Source organism: Ruegeria sp. AL3 (genome assembly GCF_056536065.1).
Genome location: NZ_JBQFJG010000001.1, coordinates 1,200,442 through 1,217,336, shown reverse-complemented (window position 1 = coordinate 1,217,336; position 16,895 = coordinate 1,200,442). Strand labels below are relative to the sequence as shown.

The 16,895-nt window shown below is 59.4% G+C and carries 19 protein-coding genes, 1 tRNA gene, 1 pseudogene and 1 riboswitch; of the genes and pseudogenes, 13 read left to right on the top strand and 8 right to left on the bottom strand.

Features of this window, described 5'->3' with window-relative positions:
* The first annotated feature begins 43 nt into the window (after nucleotides 1-43).
* Nucleotides 44-457, top strand: coding sequence for a group III truncated hemoglobin (locus ACR3E6_RS06115; RefSeq protein ID WP_209835165.1), 414 nt, complete (start codon nucleotides 44-46; stop codon nucleotides 455-457).
* Nucleotides 458-592: 135 nt separating this feature from the next.
* Nucleotides 593-1,531 carry a DMT family transporter gene (locus tag ACR3E6_RS06110; protein WP_209835164.1) on the top strand — a complete coding sequence of 313 codons (939 nt, stop codon included), beginning with the start codon at nucleotides 593-595 and terminating at the stop codon, nucleotides 1,529-1,531.
* An 8-nt stretch (nucleotides 1,532-1,539) separates the two neighbouring features.
* Here the strand turns inward: ACR3E6_RS06110 and ACR3E6_RS06105 are convergent, their stop codons facing one another.
* Nucleotides 1,540-2,256, bottom strand: coding sequence for an NYN domain-containing protein (locus ACR3E6_RS06105; protein ID WP_209835237.1), 717 nt, complete (start codon nucleotides 2,254-2,256; stop codon nucleotides 1,540-1,542).
* A gap of 92 nt (nucleotides 2,257-2,348) precedes the next feature.
* On the bottom strand, nucleotides 2,349-3,461 hold the full coding sequence (locus ACR3E6_RS06100; RefSeq protein ID WP_209835163.1) for an S-(hydroxymethyl)glutathione dehydrogenase/class III alcohol dehydrogenase: 1,113 nt from the start codon (nucleotides 3,459-3,461) through the stop codon (nucleotides 2,349-2,351).
* A gap of 130 nt (nucleotides 3,462-3,591) precedes the next feature.
* On the opposite strand from ACR3E6_RS06100, the gene ACR3E6_RS06095 reads away from it, so the two are divergent.
* Together ACR3E6_RS06095 and ACR3E6_RS06090 are read left to right on the top strand one after the other, a co-directional pair.
* A complete protein-coding gene (locus tag ACR3E6_RS06095) occupies nucleotides 3,592-3,879 on the top strand; it encodes an I78 family peptidase inhibitor (RefSeq protein WP_171637451.1) in 288 nt (95 codons plus the stop codon).
* Nucleotides 3,880-3,941: 62 nt separating this feature from the next.
* Nucleotides 3,942-5,594, top strand: coding sequence for a DUF6504 family protein (locus tag ACR3E6_RS06090; protein WP_480486298.1), 1,653 nt, complete (start codon nucleotides 3,942-3,944; stop codon nucleotides 5,592-5,594).
* A gap of 3 nt (nucleotides 5,595-5,597) precedes the next feature.
* On the opposite strand, the gene ACR3E6_RS06085 is transcribed toward ACR3E6_RS06090, so the two are convergent.
* Entirely contained in the window at nucleotides 5,598-6,323 is a 726-nt protein-coding gene (locus ACR3E6_RS06085; protein WP_171637455.1) for an SDR family NAD(P)-dependent oxidoreductase, read from the bottom strand.
* 193 nt (nucleotides 6,324-6,516) lie between these two features.
* On the opposite strand from ACR3E6_RS06085, the gene ACR3E6_RS06080 reads away from it, so the two are divergent.
* Genes ACR3E6_RS06080 through ACR3E6_RS06060 form a run of 5 tightly spaced genes read left to right on the top strand, consistent with a single transcriptional unit; the run spans nucleotide 6,517 to nucleotide 10,723 of the window.
* Nucleotides 6,517-7,848 carry an NAD(P)/FAD-dependent oxidoreductase gene (locus ACR3E6_RS06080; RefSeq protein ID WP_480486296.1) on the top strand — a complete coding sequence of 444 codons (1,332 nt, stop codon included), beginning with the start codon at nucleotides 6,517-6,519 and terminating at the stop codon, nucleotides 7,846-7,848.
* Entirely contained in the window at nucleotides 7,802-8,347 is a 546-nt protein-coding gene (locus ACR3E6_RS06075) for a chalcone isomerase family protein (protein ID WP_171637459.1), read from the top strand. Before ACR3E6_RS06080 ends, ACR3E6_RS06075 begins: the two co-directional genes overlap by 47 nt.
* Nucleotides 8,347-9,570: an MFS transporter gene (locus ACR3E6_RS06070; RefSeq protein WP_480486294.1), complete on the top strand. Its 1,224-nt coding sequence runs from the start codon at nucleotides 8,347-8,349 to the stop codon at nucleotides 9,568-9,570. Before ACR3E6_RS06075 ends, ACR3E6_RS06070 begins: the two co-directional genes overlap by 1 nt.
* Nucleotides 9,567-10,184 carry a DUF3833 domain-containing protein gene (locus tag ACR3E6_RS06065; protein WP_480486292.1) on the top strand — a complete coding sequence of 206 codons (618 nt, stop codon included), beginning with the start codon at nucleotides 9,567-9,569 and terminating at the stop codon, nucleotides 10,182-10,184. Before ACR3E6_RS06070 ends, ACR3E6_RS06065 begins: the two co-directional genes overlap by 4 nt.
* The gene (locus tag ACR3E6_RS06060) at nucleotides 10,181-10,723 is read left to right on the top strand and encodes a DUF3833 family protein (RefSeq protein ID WP_480486290.1); all 543 of its coding nucleotides are present in this window, start codon (nucleotides 10,181-10,183) and stop codon (nucleotides 10,721-10,723) included. Before ACR3E6_RS06065 ends, ACR3E6_RS06060 begins: the two co-directional genes overlap by 4 nt.
* A 29-nt stretch (nucleotides 10,724-10,752) precedes the next feature.
* Here the strand turns inward: ACR3E6_RS06060 and ACR3E6_RS06055 are convergent, their stop codons facing one another.
* From ACR3E6_RS06055 to ACR3E6_RS06045, 3 genes and pseudogenes are all read right to left on the bottom strand, one after another.
* Nucleotides 10,753-10,977, bottom strand: a complete 225-nt coding sequence (locus ACR3E6_RS06055; protein WP_152459486.1) for a hypothetical protein — start codon at nucleotides 10,975-10,977, stop codon at nucleotides 10,753-10,755.
* Nucleotides 10,978-10,985: 8 nt separating this feature from the next.
* Nucleotides 10,986-11,237 carry a hypothetical protein gene (locus tag ACR3E6_RS06050; protein ID WP_480486287.1) on the bottom strand — a complete coding sequence of 84 codons (252 nt, stop codon included), beginning with the start codon at nucleotides 11,235-11,237 and terminating at the stop codon, nucleotides 10,986-10,988.
* Nucleotides 11,238-11,278: 41 nt separating this feature from the next.
* Nucleotides 11,279-11,431: pseudogene (locus ACR3E6_RS06045) on the bottom strand (IS5/IS1182 family transposase); the annotation flags it as partial.
* Nucleotides 11,432-11,504: 73 nt separating this feature from the next.
* Nucleotides 11,505-11,708, top strand: a riboswitch (cobalamin riboswitch).
* An 82-nt stretch (nucleotides 11,709-11,790) separates the two neighbouring features.
* Here ACR3E6_RS06045 and ACR3E6_RS06040 point away from each other — a divergent pair.
* Both ACR3E6_RS06040 and ACR3E6_RS06035 read left to right on the top strand, forming a co-directional pair.
* Nucleotides 11,791-13,044: an aromatic ring-hydroxylating oxygenase subunit alpha gene (locus tag ACR3E6_RS06040; RefSeq protein ID WP_171724747.1), complete on the top strand. Its 1,254-nt coding sequence runs from the start codon at nucleotides 11,791-11,793 to the stop codon at nucleotides 13,042-13,044.
* A 5-nt stretch (nucleotides 13,045-13,049) separates the two neighbouring features.
* Nucleotides 13,050-14,132, top strand: a complete 1,083-nt coding sequence (locus ACR3E6_RS06035) for an FAD-binding oxidoreductase (RefSeq protein WP_171637467.1) — start codon at nucleotides 13,050-13,052, stop codon at nucleotides 14,130-14,132.
* A gap of 16 nt (nucleotides 14,133-14,148) precedes the next feature.
* On the opposite strand, the gene ACR3E6_RS06030 is transcribed toward ACR3E6_RS06035, so the two are convergent.
* Nucleotides 14,149-14,424, bottom strand: a complete 276-nt coding sequence (locus ACR3E6_RS06030) for a hypothetical protein (RefSeq protein WP_480486285.1) — start codon at nucleotides 14,422-14,424, stop codon at nucleotides 14,149-14,151.
* A gap of 83 nt (nucleotides 14,425-14,507) precedes the next feature.
* Nucleotides 14,508-14,583, bottom strand: a tRNA-Lys gene (locus ACR3E6_RS06025).
* 210 nt (nucleotides 14,584-14,793) lie between these two features.
* Here ACR3E6_RS06025 and dapF point away from each other — a divergent pair.
* Nucleotides 14,794-15,636 (top strand): diaminopimelate epimerase, encoded by an 843-nt coding sequence (dapF, locus tag ACR3E6_RS06020; protein ID WP_480486283.1) that lies wholly within the window; start codon nucleotides 14,794-14,796, stop codon nucleotides 15,634-15,636.
* The gene (gene mtaB / locus ACR3E6_RS06015; protein ID WP_209835146.1) at nucleotides 15,633-16,889 is read left to right on the top strand and encodes a tRNA (N(6)-L-threonylcarbamoyladenosine(37)-C(2))-methylthiotransferase MtaB; all 1,257 of its coding nucleotides are present in this window, start codon (nucleotides 15,633-15,635) and stop codon (nucleotides 16,887-16,889) included. The genes dapF and mtaB overlap by 4 nt, the downstream gene beginning before the upstream one ends.
* Nucleotides 16,890-16,895: the final 6 nt, after the last annotated feature.

The following is a 16,895-nucleotide window of genomic DNA, read 5'->3' as shown; positions in this document are numbered from 1 at the left end:
GAACCGCCTATCTGCCAAAAAACAGAGGTGAAAACAGGCCACCATGACCAGACCAACCCTTCCGCCGCGCTTTCCCGCGACGCCCGAGCAGATCAACGCACAGGTTCGCGCCTTTTACGCCCGTGTGCGGCAGGACGCGGTACTTGGCCCGGTATTCGCCAACCATGTCACCGACTGGCCCGCGCATGAGGAAAAGATCGCATCCTTCTGGCGCAACGCCATCCTGTTCGAGCGCAGCTATGACGGCAACCCGCAGCGGGTGCATATCGAACGACCGGACGTGAAGCCCGAGATGTTCGCCCATTGGCTGGACCTGTTCGAAGAGGTCGCCACCCAGACCCTGCCCCCGGAAACCGCCACCCCATGGATCGCTCTGGCGCGCCGCATCGGTGTTGGGATGAAAGCCGGGGTGCAATCGGCCCGCCAGCCCAAGAACGCGCCACCGATCCTGCGTTGAGCCCACGTCATGGCTGCCTTGCGATGTTAGCGGTAAATTAGGGGCTATGCGGGTCGAGGAAATAGGGTTAGTCAGAGACAAGACAGCCCCTTTTGCGCTGCCCCTTCACATCGACACATCACCCGAGGCCGACCCATGAGCACTCAGAACACCACCCTCCGGGGTCTTGGCTATGCATTCGCGGGCTTTGCGGTCTTCGCCACCCATGACGCGCTGATCAAGGTGCTGGGCGGGACCTACTCGGTGATGCAGATCATCTTTTTTGCCACGCTGTTTTCCTTTGTTCCGATGGCCGTGACGATCTTGACGGACCGGACCACGGGCAACTTCCTGCCGCATCACCCCTGGTTGGTGTTGCTGCGCTCGGGTCTGATGGTCACGGCCATGTCCTGCGCGTTCTATGCCTTTTCGGTCCTGCCCCTGGCCGAGGTCTATTCGTTGCTGTTTTCTTTCCCGCTGATCGTCACGGTCCTGTCGATTCCGATACTGGGCGAAGTCGTCCGGGCCCAGCGCTGGGCTGCGGTTGGCGTGGGTCTGATCGGGGTGCTGATCGTTCTGCGCCCCGGCGCAACGGATATCACGCTCGGCCATCTGGCCGCCCTGATGGCCGCATTCTGCAGCGCCTTTGCATCGGTGCTGGTGCGCAAGATCGGAAACGAGGAACGATCGGCCGTGCTGATCCTCTACCCAATGCTGCTGGCGATCGTGGTCATGAGCCTGGCCCAACCGGCCGTTTATCAGCCGCCGTCCCTGTTGCATCTGGCCATGATGGCGCTGGTCGGCGTGTTTTCGGTGATCGCCCAGCACCTGATCATTCTGGCCTATCGCGCTGCGCCCGCCGGCGTCATCGCGCCCAGCCAGTACAGCCAGATCATCTGGGCCACGATATTCGGCATGATGTTCTTTGGCGAAACGCCCGACATGTGGGTCGCAGTCGGGGCCAGCATCATCATCGCGTCCGGTGTGTTCGTTGTCTGGCGCGAGAGCCGGGCCAATGTGTCGCCGAACAAGCCGGTTCTGCGCGTCCGCTCGCCGCGTTCCGACACCGGCGCCTCTGCGCGGCCTGGGTCGTAGGGCGGCTGCTACTGATCTTTCAGTCTGATCTTCAGGCCGCCGTTTTCGCCTGTTTCCTCGAATTTCCCGGTGGCTCGCACCAAGTCGCTCAGGCGCTTGAAGCCATAGGTTCGCGTATCAAAATCCGGATAGTTCATGCTGAGCTGGCTGCCTACCAAGCCAAGGCCCGCCCATCCGTCCGGTTCCTCGGACTTGAGCACGACATTCCGGATTAACTGGAAAGCATGATTCAGCTCTTTTTTGAGCTGAACTGCATTTACCTTCTCGCCGCCATTCATCTCTTCCTTTTTGATGTTCTCAATTAGAATGAAGCGGTTACAGGCTTTCTTGAAGGCGTTGGGCGTCTTTTCCTCGCCGATCCCGAACACGCTCAACCCTTGTTCGCGGATCCGGCTGGCAAGCCGGGTGAAGTCGCTGTCTGACGACACCAGTACAAACCCACCGAACCGGCCGGAATGCAATATGTCCATGGCATCAATCACAAGGGCGATATCCCCGGCGTTCTTGCCAGTGGTATTGGCGAATTGCTGGTGCGGTACGATGGCGTATTCCGCCAGCTTCTCGGCGCTCCAACCCTGCGGCGTGCCGCCCGAGAAATCTCCGTAGATCCGGCGCAGGCTTGCCTCACCCAGTGTGGCAACTTCTTCGAAAATCTCGGCAACATGCTTTGCCGGTACATTCTCGGCGTCAATCAGAACGGCCAGGCGCTCCGTTGCTTCAGTGATCAATTTAGTCCCTCTATTCAGATATTTATCAATATTCTGAAGATAGGAAACAAGAAGGGCGGGTTAAACCCCGCCCTTGCAATTTCTGGTAGTCAGTAAATCACCACCGACCGGATGCTTTCGCCCTTGTGCATCAGGTCAAAGCCGGTGTTGATGTCGTCCAGACCCATGGTGTGGGTGATCATCGGGTCTATCTCGATCTTGCCTTCCATGTACCAGTCGACGATCTTGGGCACGTCCGTGCGCCCGCGCGCGCCGCCGAAGGCGGTGCCGCGCCACGACCGGCCGGTGACCAGCTGGAACGGACGGGTCGAGATCTCGGCCCCCGCGGGTGCGACGCCGATGATGATAGATTCGCCCCAGCCCTTGTGCGCCGATTCCAGCGCCGCGCGCATCACGCCGACATTGCCTGTTGCATCAAAGGTGTAATCCGCGCCGCCCTTGGTCAGGTTGACCAGATAGGGCACCAGATCGCCCTCGACCTCGGACGGGTTGACGAAATCGGTCATGCCGAATTTCTCGGCCATCTCGACCTTGGCCGGGTTCAGGTCGACGCCGACGATCTGATCGGCCCCGGCCAGACGCAGGCCCTGAATGACATTCAGACCGATCCCGCCCAGGCCGAACACGATGGCGCGGCTGCCGATTTCCACCTTGGCGGTGTTGATCACCGCGCCAATGCCGGTGGTCACACCACAACCGATGTAGCAGATCTTGTCGAAAGGCGCGTCTTCACGCACTTTGGCCAGCGCAATCTCGGGCAGAACCGTGTGGTTCGAGAAGGTCGAGCAGCCCATGTAATGCAGGATCGGATCCCCATCCAAGGTCGAGAAACGAGAGGTGCCATCGGGCATCAGGCCCTGGCCCTGGGTTTCCCGGATCGCCTGACACAGGTTGGTCTTTGGATGCAGACAGTATTCGCACTCACGGCATTCGGGGGTGTAGAGCGGGATCACATGATCGCCCGGCTTCAGGCTGGTCACGCCTGGGCCGACCTCGACCACGACGCCTGCGCCTTCATGGCCCAGAATGGCCGGGAACAGGCCTTCGGGGTCTGCACCCGACAGGGTGAATTCATCCGTATGACAGATACCGGTGGCCTTGATTTCAACCAGAACCTCGCCCGCCTTTGGGCCTTCAAGGTTCACATCCATCACTTCCAAAGGTTTGCCTGCCTGAATGGCGACGGCGGCACGGGTACGCATGGTACTTATCTCCCTGTCACTTTTGCCCCGACCCTGCGTCAAATACAGGGTGGTTTCAACTGTGCTTTCTTGGCAGGTTGGCTAATTATTTGATATTGCAGAAACGACATTGCCAGAATGAGGAACGCCAATGCACCGTTTTTTACCGATCTTTATCTTTCTGGCGGCCTGCGCAGACACAAGCGTCCCGCAGGATGTCGCCGCCACCTCAGAAGACGCACCTGTTGATCTGGCATTTTGCAAGGGCGAGCCCTTTGCCGAATCCGTTGGTCAGCCCGTTTCAACGATTCAGGCTGGTCTTCCCGAACGGTCTCGTGTTTTGGGCCCGGACGACATCGCGACACAGGATTACCGTATCGACAGGCTGAACGTCTATGTGAACGACGCCGGTGTTATTCAGCGTCTGACCTGCGGGTAAGCGTGGACTCGGCAGGTGATTCTGAATTAAGAACAAAATAAGAACATAAATGATGCCTGTCGATGCCCAAACGCCGAATTCTTTCGCTCTGGTTTCCCCGTCTGGGGGCCGAACGGCTGGTCCGCGCCGCGCGGGGCCTGCATGCCGGGCCTTTGGCCGTTGTGGCCGAACAGTCGAACATGCAGATCGTCACGTCATTGAATGCCGAGGCGCAGGCCGCCGGATTGCGCGTGGGTCAGCCGGTCCGCGATGCCCATGCCATGTGCGCCAGCCTGATCACCCGCCCTCGCAACGCCCCGGCCGAGGCTGCGTTTCTGACCGCGCTGCGCCGCTGGGCGGGCAAGTTCAGCCCGTGGGTGGCCGAAGAGGCCCCCGATGGCCTGATCGTTGACCTGTCGGGCTGTGCCCATCTGTTCGGCGGTGAAGAGGCCTTGCTGAGCGTGCTTGAGACCGACTGCGCCGACATGGGCCTGAGCGTGCAGATGGGCATCGCCGACACGCTGGGCGCAGCCTGGGCGTTGGCGCGCTATGCCGGGCAAGAGGCCACGTCCGATCGCAACGGCGACGCCATCAACCAAGAGGCCCGCGCCACCCGCGCCCGGGCAAGCAAGCGGCGGCACTGGACCAGGGGCGGGGCCGCGCCACAGGTGATGGCGCTGGGCGGTGGCGCGCGGATTGCCGCGCCGGGGCAGGCCTATGGCGCGCTCAGCCCCCTGCCCATCGCGGCGCTGCGACTGGACGATCAGACCGTGGCGCAACTGAACCGCCTGGGCCTGCGCCGGATCGGTGATCTGCTGGGCCAGCCGCGTGCCAGTTTGGCACGGCGGTTCGGCCGCGGGCTGGTGTTGCGTCTGGATCAGGCCATGGGCAGCGCGCCCGAGCCGGTCTCGCCCGCCCGTCCGCCCAATCACTTTGCGGTGCGGATGACTCTGCCCAACCCGATTGGCCTGGTCGAAGACGTGATGGCCGCTGTCGATCGGATTCTGCCAACGCTCTGCACCAAACTGGAAGAGAAGGGGCGCGGGGTCCGCACGCTGCGCCTGGAAGCCCACCGTGCGGATCAGGCCGCTGAAATTATCGAGATCGGTCTGGCCCGTCCGACCTATGATAAAAACCGCATTCGCCCTTTGTTAGAGATGAAAATTGACAAGATCGACGCAGGCTATGGCATCGACTTGCTGCGGCTTGAAGCGATCCAGACAGAACCCATCCACGCCCGCACCATCGCCGGTCATGCCGAAGCGCGCCGCGTGGCCCGCAACCGGCTTGAGGGCAATACAACCGTGGATGACCTGATTGGGAAACTGGGCGCGCGGGTAGGGCTGGACGCGATCACCCGGCGGCATCCTGCGGCCTCTCATATCCCCGAGAAAACGGCGCAAACGCTGGCGGCGGCCTGGTCGGAACCCGCGCGCGACTGGCTTGCCCCGCCGCGCCCCCGCCCCTTGCAGATGTGGCAGCCCGAACCCGTGATGGCCCCGGAAACCCCGAATGTGCCCCGCACCTTTCGCTGGCGTGGACGAGACTGGCAACTGGCACAGGCCACCGGCCCGGAACGCATCGCGCCGGAATGGTGGCTGGATGATCCCAACTGGCGCAGCGGGGTACGCGATTACTGGGTGGTGGTGACAGAACAAGGGGAGCGCCTGTGGTTGTTCTATGGGCACGGGGGCGCGATGTCCGCAGGCTGGTTCTGTCAGGGGCAGTTTTGTTAGAGTCTATTTCCCACGATAAACCAGCAGATCCGGCAGACAGTCGATCAGACGAATGAACCAGGAAAACGGTGCCGGAAAATCCGTACGGAAACGGCGACGCGCCATCGCCTTGACCACGCGATCCGCCGCATCCTCGGGCGACATCAGCATCGGCATCTTGAAACCGTTCTTTTCGGTCAGTCGGGTCTTGATAAAGCCCGGATTGACGATACGCACCGTCACGCCAGTATCCGCCAGATCGTGTCGCATCGTCTCGGCCAGAGAAATCAGTGCGGCCTTGCTGGCTCCGTACCCGATGGCGGCAGGCAGCCCATGATACCCGGCCAGTGACCCGATCAGAGTAACCTCTCCCTGGCCTGCCCGGACAAAACCCGGAACGGTTTCACCCAGAACCCGCAGCGCACCCAGATAGTTCACATCGCTCATCCTGAGCGACGCCTCGGTGTCCCATTCGGCCGAACGCATGGGGTCATAAGCCCCGGCATTGTAAACCAGCCCATCGACATGCCCCGCCTCGGCAACAGCCGAACGAACAGAGTCTAAATCGGTCACATCGCACCGGATCGCGCGCGCATCCGGCAGTTCAGAACACAGTTCGGACAACCTCTCAAGATTGCGCGCAGACAGGATCAGGGAAGCGCCCTGTTGGCCAAGCGCATGCGCCAAAGCGCGACCCAGCCCTTCGCTAGCGCCGATGATCCAAATGGTTTTGCCGTCAAAGCTGCTCATGTGTGGGCCGATTCAGTTGTGTTTCACGATAATACGGCCTTGCGCCCGCTTCGGATCAAAACGGTGGCGCAGGTCACGGAAGCTCAAACCAGACGCCACAAGGTAGTGCATCTGTTAAAAACTTCTAATCGGATTGATCCACTTGTGCCTACCCTGCGTATCTTCTTGTAAACTGTCACATAAAGAGGCTGGAATGTTCGACGAACCCCGGGGTGTACGGAAGAAAATCGCGATTGTAGGTGCAGGCATTTCGGGTCTTTCCGCCGCTTACTATCTTTCACAAAACAACGACGTGACAGTCTATGAGGCCGAGCCTCGGCTTGGTGGCCATGCCCGCACGGTGATGGCCGGAAAGAACGGGGATCAACCGGTCGATACGGGCTTTATCGTCTTCAACTATGCGACATATCCCTACCTGACCCGGCTGTTTGATGAGCTGGGCGTGCCCGTGATCGAAAGCGAGATGAGCTTTGGCGCGACAATCGACAATGGCCGCATTGAATACGGGTTGAACAATCTGCGGACACTGACCGCTCAAAAGCGCAATCTGGCGCGTCCGGCTTACTATAAGATGATCGCTGATATTCTGCGGTTTGGCAAAGAAGCCCCCGAAGCCGCCAAGGACGATGACACCACGATTGGCGAATTGGTGGACCAGCTGCGGCTGGGTCACTGGTTTCGGCACAATTATCTGATGCCGATGTGCGGTGCCATCTGGTCCACGCCGGTCGAGTTCGTGGATCAGTTCCCCGCACGCTCTTTGGTACAGTTTTTCCGCAATCACGCTTTGCTGGCAAGTGGTCGCGCAAACCAGCATCAATGGTACACGGTCAAAGGCGGCAGCATAGAGTATGTCCGCCGGATCGACGCAGCCCTTCGTGCGCGGGGGGCAGAAATACGTCTGGCCAGCCCCGTTCAGAATATATCCCGTGACGAGATGGGCATCACCATCCACAGCCAGGGCGCCGTGGATCAGTTCGATGAAATCATCCTGGCCACCCATTCGGACCAGTCGCTTGCCATTTTAGGTGATGGCGCGACCCCCGCGGAAGCCGCTGCATTGGGCGCAATCCGCTACCAGCCCAATATGGCCATATTGCATTGTGACCCAGGTCAGATGCCAAAGCGGCGCGCCTGCTGGTCAAGCTGGACCTATCGTTCGCAAGCCGGAGACGTGGGGGTAACCTACTGGATGAACCGGCTTCAGAACATTCCGGACAGTGACCCGCTGTTTGTAACGCTGAACGCTTCATCAGAAATTCCCGCGGAAAAGATCTATGACAAAGTCGAATTTGCCCATCCGGTCTTCGACAAGGCCGCGCTGAAGGCGCAAGGGCAAATCCGCGAGATGCAGGGACAGAACCGAACCTGGTTTGCCGGTGCTTACAACCGGCACGGATTTCACGAAGACGGGATAGCCAGCGCGATGCATGTCGTTGCTCGAATAAATGGTGCCCCGCAAACCATCGGAGCTGATAATGGCATTCTTGGGAAAGACCCGGCCCTATCTGTTGCCGCAGAATAAGGCGATATGGCGCACAGCGTTTCTTGCACTTTCCTTGCTGATCCCCAATGGGCTGATCGCATCGCCGGTCACGGAAGAACTGAACGGTGCCCAACTGCGCGGAACCGCGACGTTCCGGTATCTGGGTTTGCCGATCTATGACGCCAAACTCTATACGCCCAAAGGTGCGCCGTTCAGTTGGAGCGAAGATATCGCCCTGCAACTGACTTATCGCAAGAACATCAAGAAGAAAGCGTTGGTCAATTCGACGCTTGACGAGATGGACCGCATCGGCCGTTCAGCACCGGTTCGCGACCAACTGAACCGGTGTTTCAAAGCCGTGGCAAAAGGGGACAGCTATCTGGCGGTTTCTGATGGTCCCGACAAGGTCAGTTTCTGGTTGAACGGGCAAAAGACGTGCACCATGGCGCATCCGGGCATCAAGCGCAGTTTCATGTCTGTATTTCTGGGAGACAACACGCGGTCCGCGTCCTTCACGCGCAGGCTACAGGGGCGGTGATGCTGTATCCCCGGGTCAGTCTCTATGCGCTGATGCTCGCTGCGGCGGGTATCCCGCTTTATATCCACTTGCCGCGCTTTGCAGCCGTGAACCTGGGTATTGGCCTTGGGGTCATTGGTACGGTGCTGCTGGTGATCCGTTTGGTGGATCTGGTGCAGGATCCGCTGATCGGTTGGGCAATCGACCGATGGCCCGGCGGCCAGCTTGCATTTGCCGCGATGGCGGCTTTGGGGCTGGCGATCGGGTTTCCCCTGCTTTTCAATCTGCCGCAGGGTGCCAGCGTGCCGGAACTGGTCGCGATCCTGATCTTGCTGTTCTCGGCATACAGCCTGGGAACCATCCTTCTGTATGGTCGCAGCGCAACTCTGGCGAAGCGAACCGATCCGAAAGAGCTGATGACACTGGCCGCCTATCGTGAAGGCGGGCAGTTGACCGGAGTGGTCATCGCAGCCAGCGCTCCGGCCCTGTTGGTTGCTTTCGGGGCACACTCCCAAGGCTACCCCGCATTCGGCGCGTTTCTTGGGCTGCTGTCCGTTCTGACCCTGATACTGACGATCCCGATCTGGCGACGCAGACCGATCACCGGATCAGGCCTGTCCTTTGCGGGTCTGGGTCAGGCCGGTGGCTTGCGCCTTCTTGCGCTGGCTTTGGTCAACAGCCTCCCGGTTGCCATAACCTCCACCCTGTTTCTGTTTTTTGTGGAAGACCGGCTGCAACTGCCGGGCAAGGCGGGTCCTTTGTTGATCCTGTTCTTCCTGAGCGCAGGCGCGAGCGTTCCGCTCTGGGCAAAGCTCAGTAACAAAATTGGCCCGAAACAGACTCTGATTATCGCCATGCCGCTCTCGATCGCCGGCTTTATCGGCGCTGCCACACTGAGTTCAGGAAACCTTGCGGGTTTTGCAATGATCTGTCTCGCCTCGGGCGCGGCGTTGGGCGCGGATATGGTCGTGTTGCCTGCGATGTTCTCGATCGTGCTTACCCGGGCCGGGCTGAACGCATCAGCCGCGTTTGGCATCTGGTCCTTCGCTGGCAAACTGGGCCTCGCCCTGGCTGCCTTTTTCACTCTGCCGCTGCTGGAACGCAGCGGTTTCACCCCCGGTCAAACCAATTCAGCACAGGCTCTGGATACACTCAATCTTGCCTATGCGGTGCTGCCCTGCATCCTGAAAGTCGGAGCGTTCGGGATGGTGTTGACCCTGCCCACCGAGGTCACAAGCAAATGAACGCTTTCAGCATCATCCTTCTGGTCCTTCTGACCGCCGTCTTCATCCGTGCAAGGCTGCTGAGCTTTCGCGCGCAATCGCCGTCCGATTACAGTGGCACCGGGCCAAATTTTTCGCTGAAAAAACACCTGAACGGAGAGATCTTGTCCGAAGGCCTGATCTATGGCCCCAACGGCAAAATGTCGAACAGCTTTGTCGCGCGCATGTCCGGCGAATGGCAAGGCAACTCGGGCACGCTGACCGAGTACTTCACCTATTCCAACGGAAAACAGATGACTCGCAAATGGTACCTGACGCTGGGAACTGGCAACACATTCACGGCAATGGCGGATGATATCGTGGGCGAAGGTCGGGGCATCATCTCGGGGTCCACGGTAAAACTGACCTATCGTATCATTCTGCCAGATGACGCTGGTGGACACACACTGGATGTCACCGATTGGATGTACCTGACAGAAACCGGCGTCATCATGAATCGGTCCGAGATGCGCAAGTTTGGCGTCAAGGTCGCGGAACTGATCGCCACAATGCGTCCAAGCCCCAGATCGAAACCGATGCATCCAAGTGGGTCAAACGGGTATGACGCGACTTCGGAAGGGAAGCCGTTGCAATGATCACCTTTCGCTCTTTCATCGCCTGCATTGCCATCGCAAGCCTTACACTTCTGGCGGCCTGCTCCAGCAAACCGAAGGTTCCAAAAACGTTTCTGTCGGACCGGCAGTTGAACCTGGAAGAGTTTTTTGAGGGTAAAACAGTAGCCTACGGTCAGTTTCAGGATATTCTGGGAAATATCCCCCGCAGATTCACGGTTGATATCGACGGAACATGGGACGGCGAAACCCTGACCCTGGTCGAAGACTTCGTCTACGACGATGGCGCGACGGAACAACGCATCTGGACATTGACCAAAACCGGAGAGGATACGTGGACCGGTACGGCGCCTGGCGTGCTGGGCACCGCCAGCGGGATTGAACGCGGGGATACGTTCAACTGGAAATACAAGATCGACCTGCCGATCAAGGACGGGACCATGCGTGTCAAATTCGACGACTGGATGTGGCTGCTGGATGACGACCGTCTGCTGAACCGCGCGTATGTCTCACGCTATGGCGTCCGTCTGGGTGAAGTCATCCTGTTCTTCGAGAAGAAATAGGGCCGTCAGACCCGGTTTCATCACAAAAGTCAGTAGAAAATAAACTCGTCCACCAATGCTGTCGTCGATCCCTTGACCTCACCGGCCGTGTTTGCCCTTGGCCCGTCCGAGGCTGCGCCCTCGGCGCGTTCGCCGCCCTCGACCTTCAAGCGCGCGCGTTCTATCTGCCCCCAGAGGAAAAACAGACCATCCCGTTTTCCCATGAGGCGCGAAGGAACTGTTGTCCGCAAAACACCTGTTTTCGGTTTTGGCATCTGCTCTCTTACTGCCTCCGGTGTTTTCCACCATTTTCGGAAAACGTAATGGTTTTTCCCGAAAAAGACAATTTTTTATGGACAAAATGAGGTTTTCTACCGTCCGTTGACAGGATGGACTGACAACTCTCGCATGACGGATATTCGCCTTCTTCACCTGCCTCATGGCAAGCCAGCACTATCCCAAACGGATCAACTTCACCCAAAAGGGTTTGCTGCAAACCTCCTTCACTTGGCCTGACTCTCTCTTTTCCAGCCATGCTCAGGCGACGTGCAGCGTTTCGTTTCTGAGCAGAGCAGCCGGGCCTTCGCTGTCACGGCTGGGGGACAATTTGACGGCGCGGATGTCAGACGTGGCCGCATCCATCGCAAAGCCCACTGGCCCCTGCAGAACGCCGTGCTGGCGGGCTTGCCATGCCCCTGTGCCAAGGACCGTGATCCCGGCGCCGTCCACTCAGCCGGAAAATTTCCATGTCTGTTTTGAAACCGGAAATGTCGCAAGCATTTCAGCGCCCAAGCAGGTAGAAAGTAGGCTGCCATCGTGAGGTGCCGCTGTTTGATTCTCAGACCGCGGAGAATTGGGAAGCCGGTGGAATTCCGGCGCTGCCCCCGCAACGGTAAGGAAGGTCAGGTTCGACAATCAACCACTGGGACGAGGATCCCGGGAAGGTGTCGCAACCGGGTGCAAGCCCCTTTCAAGTCCGGAAACCAGCCTTGCAGATATGTCAAACCGCGGGTGGCGGTGGGGGCACGGGTTTCGGACGTGGTCCTCGCGCGCCTCCGGACGGTTCCTCCCTGTCACCTGCCCAAGCAATGCCGCGGGGCGCGGCAGGAGAGCCAGAAGTGAACAATGTCCAAAACCTGTTGGCGCGTCGAATCCCGGGCTATGCTCTGGAACGGGCCTTTTACACCGACCCCGAGATCTTTCAGACCGACCTGGAAACCATCCACTATCGCGAATGGCTCTTTGCCATTCCGGCCTGTGAACTGGTGAAAGCCGGCGACTATGTAACGTACAACGTGGGTGCCTATCGCGTGATCATCGTGCGCGGCGCCGACAACCAGATCCGGGCGTTTCACAACACCTGCCGCCATCGCGGCTCGATCATATGCAAGGCAGCAAAAGGCAACGCGCCGAAGCTGGTTTGCCCGTATCACCAATGGACCTACGAGCTTGACGGCTCTTTGCTGTGGGCCCGCGACATGGGGCCGGAGTTTGATCCCAGACAGCATGGTTTGAAGACGGTTCATTGCCGCGAGCTTGCCGGGTTGGTCTATATCTGTCTGGCGGATGTCGCCCCGGATTTTGACACGTTTGCCAATATCGCGCGCCCGTATCTTGAGCCGCATGATCTTGCGAATGCCAAGGTCGCATTCGAAAGCTCGATCATCGAGAACGGCAACTGGAAACTGGTCTGGGAAAACAATCGCGAGTGCTATCACTGCGGCGGCAACCACCCTGCGCTGTGCCGGACCTTCCCTGATGATCCGGGCGTGACGGGGATCGAAGGCGGTGAAACCCCAGCCTATATGCAAGCCCATTTCGACAGGTGCCAGTCAGCGGGTATGCCATCGCAGTTCTATCTGCACGAGGACGGCCAATTCCGTCTGGCGCGGATGCCGCTGAAAGAAGGCGCCGAGAGCTATACGATGGACGGGAAATCCGCCGTGCGCCGCTGGTTGGGCCGGTCGCCCTTTGCGGATGCGGGATCGCTTTTGAAGTTCCACTATCCGACCACGTGGAACCACTTTCTTGCCGATCACTCGATTGTTTTCCGTGTTACGCCGATCAGCCCGACAGAGACCGAGGTCACGACCAAATGGCTGGTCAACAAGGATGCGGTTGAAGGCGTTGACTACGACGTGAAACGCCTGACCGAAGTCTGGGTCGCCACGAATGACGAAGACCGTCAGGTGGTCGAGGACAACCAGCAGGGCATCAACAGCCCGGCCTATGTGCCCGGCCCGTATTCAGCCATTCAGGAATCCGGCGTACTGCAATTCGTGGATTGGTATTGCAGCACAGTGTCGGCCCGCCTGACCCCTGACTACATGGCGGCGGAGTAAGTCTGATGAAAGATCTGGACACGCTTTCATCAGCCGTTTGGCAGGATGGAGAGATGCTGGAATGTGTCTCGGTCGTGCCCGAGATGCCGAACACCGCCAGCTTTTCGTTCCGAGCCCCCTCGGGGGCGCAGTTCGCCTATCACCCCGGTCAGTTCCTGACGCTCGAGATTCCGGCGCCCGGCCAGCCCGGGGGAGTCGTGTATCGCACCTACACGATCTCATCGTCGCCATCGCGGCCGCGGTCGATCACCATCACCGCCAAAGCGCAACCCGACAGTATCGGCACGCGCTGGATGCTGGACAATCTTCAACCCGGCATGCGGCTCAAGGCCATTGGGCCTGCGGGCCTGTTCACCAACGCACTGAGCGATGCGCGCAAGTTCCTGTTTATCTCGGCTGGCTCAGGCATCACACCGATGATGTCAATGACCACCTGCATGTGGGACGAAGGCCGCGATCTGGACGTTGTCTTCATCAACTGCGCCAAGCGGCCATCCGAGATCATCTTCCGCCAGCGCTTGGAACAGATGGCCAGCCGCACGGATGGTTTGGACCTGAAATTCGTTGTGGAAGAGCCGGACCGCTACCGCCCATGGACGGGATATCAGGGTCAGTTCAACCAATTGATGCTGGGCCTGATGGCGCCGGATTACCTTGAGCGCGAAGTCTATTGCTGCGGTCCCGAGCCCTTCATGCAAGCGGTGCGCGACGCGCTGGCCGGTCTTGGTTTTGATATGGACAACTATTATCAGGAAAGCTTCGGCGCGCCGGTGGAAACCGAGGCGGATCAGCCCGAGTTGGATGACGTTGTTCTGGACGACGACAGCAGCGCCGAAATCCTGTTCGCGACCTCGGGCGTGACGGCCAAGGTTGCCGAGACCGACACGGTGCTTGCCGCCGCCCGCTCGGTTGGCCTGAACATTCCGTCAGGCTGTACCTTCGGCGTGTGCGGTACCTGCAAGGTCAAGAAAACCGCTGGCGAGGTCCACATGGTCCACAACGGAGGGATCTCGGAAGATGACATCGACGCGGGGTACATTCTGGCCTGCTGCTCGAACCCGATCGGCAAGGTCGAAGTCGAGGTTTAGGCGCTTCGCATCCCGATCAAAGCCGCAGCGTGGCTGACACCCGCTGCGGCTTTCGGCGCGTTTTTTCTGCCCGTTGCAGAATCCGGGCCAGATTGGGTCGCCGGATGTCCGGCACTTTCAGAACTTTGTCATCTTCACGCAGAACCAGCTGCCCGTCTGCTCTGGGTTTCGACATGTGCGAGGCGTGGACCTCTTCCATCGCATCCCGCTTGATACCATGCTGGCCGAATTCGAGATTTGTTCCGCCGAGGTCGTGTTGGATGACACAAAGCGTGTCCGGCACCTCGATCAAGCCCGTGGCTTCGACCGTCGTTCACAGCTGGGCCAAACACAAGCAGTTCGCTGTAAGCCAAGATCATAGTCCATGGAAAAAAGTGGTGAGCCGTGCAGGATTCGAACCTGCGACCCACTGATTAAAAGTCAGTTGCTCTACCAACTGAGCTAACGGCCCACTCTTTTGTTGGATCTGTTGATCCGTGGCGCTCTTTACGGCAATTCCCCGACCGGGTTCAAGCCCTTATTTTGCGCCTCGTTTCGCCGTAACAACGCGTGTTTCCGGCAACCCGATAGGCGGCCTAATTAGGCAGGTGGCGCTGGAGGGTCAACCCCTTTTTTGAGGAATCTTCGCGACAGGGTGGATTCATGTTCGGACCGACGTTATATGCCCGCCATGCAACAGAGACTCGACACCGGACTGCCCTTTATAAAGATGCACGGACTGGGCAATGACTTTGTCATTGTTGACGCACGCGCGCAGGAGGCCCCGATCACGCCGACGCTGGCCCGGGGAATCGGGCATCGGCAATTTGGGGTGGGATTCGATCAGTTGGCCGTTATCGAAAAGGGTAAAGCCGACGCGCATCTGGTGTTCTACAATTCCGATGGATCAACTTCTGCCGCCTGCGGCAACGCCACCCGCTGTATTGCACGGTTGCTTATGGATGAGACGGGTCGCTCTGCCCTCAAGCTCACCACGGAACGGGGAACCCTTCATGCGCGGGATGCCGGCGATGGGCTCACCTCGGTCAACATGGGGCACCCGCAGCTGGACTGGCGCGAAGTTCCTCTGGCAGAAGAGATGGACACGCTGGAATTGCCGATCGAAGGCACCCCGACGGCAACGGGAATGGGCAACCCGCATTGCACGTTCTTCGTTGACAACGCCGAAGCGATCCCGTTGGCAGAATTCGGCGCGCGTTACGAATACCACCCGCTTTATCCCGAACGCACTAATGTCCAGGTGGCCCAGGTCATTGGTCCGGATCACATCCGTATGCGCGTATGGGAGCGCGGAGTAGGCATCACTCTGGCATCTGGGTCTTCGTCCTGTGCAACGGCCGTGGCCGCCGCGCGACGGGGGCTGACCGGGCGCAAAGTGCGGATTGATTTGGATGGTGGCACGCTTTGGGTCGACTGGCGCGACGATGGTGTCTGGATGACCGGCCCGACATGTCACGTTTTCTCTGGCACTCTGACGCCTGAATTTCTGAGGTCGCTGGGATGAACCCGCCCAAGTTCACCACGTTGGGCTGCCGCCTGAATGCCTATGAAACTGAGGCGATGAAAGAACTGTCGCAACAGGCCGGTCTGACAGACGCTGTGGTGGTGAACACATGCGCCGTGACGGCTGAGGCCGTGCGCAAGGCCCGGCAGGAAATCCGCAAGCTACGGCGCGAGAATCCTAATGCCCGCCTGATCGTCACAGGCTGTGCCGCCCAGACCGAGCCCGAAACCTTTGCGCAGATGGACGAGGTCGATGCGGTCATCGGTAACACTGAAAAGATGCAGCCCGAGACCTGGCAAGGCATGGCGACTGATTTCATCGGTCAGACCGAGGCGGTGCAGGTGGATGACATCATGTCGGTCACCGAAACGGCCGGCCATCTGATCGACGGATTCGGCACCCGCTCGCGCGCCTATGTGCAGGTCCAGAACGGTTGTGACCACCGCTGTACCTTCTGCATCATTCCCTATGGCCGGGGCAACTCGCGCAGCGTGCCGGCCGGTGTGGTGGTGGATCAGATCAAGCGGCTTGTCGACAAGGGCTATAACGAGGTCGTGCTGACCGGGGTCGATCTGACATCCTGGGGCGCCGACCTGCCCGCAAGCCCCAAACTGGGCGATCTTGTCATGCGCATCCTCAAGCTGGTGCCCGACCTGCCGCGCCTGCGCATCAGCTCGATCGATTCGATCGAGGTGGACGAGAATCTGATGCAGGCCATCGCAACCGAGCCGCGCCTGATGCCGCATCTGCACCTGTCGCTTCAGCACGGCGACGATCTGATTCTAAAGCGCATGAAACGCCGCCATCTGCGCGACGACGCCATCCGCTTTACCGAAGAGGCACGCAAGCTGCGCCCCGACATGACCTTTGGTGCGGATATCATCGCAGGCTTCCCGACCGAGTCCGAAGCGCATTTCGAAAACTCGCTGAAGCTGATCAGCGACTGCGACCTGACTTGGCTGCATGTCTTCCCCTATTCCAAGCGTGAAGGCACACCGGCAGCTCGCATACCGCAGCAGGTGAATGGAACGGTCATCAAGGATCGCGCCGCCCGGTTGCGCGCAGCAGGCGACGCTCAGGTCACAAAGCACTTGTCACAACAAATCGGCAAAACCCATCACATCCTGATGGAAAGCCCGCACATGGGCCGAACCGAGCAATTCACCGAAGTGTCCTTTTCGGCCCCCCGGACCGAGGGCGAGATCGTGACGGCGGCAGTCACCGGTCATACTCAAACCCAGCTGATCGCGTGATGGCGT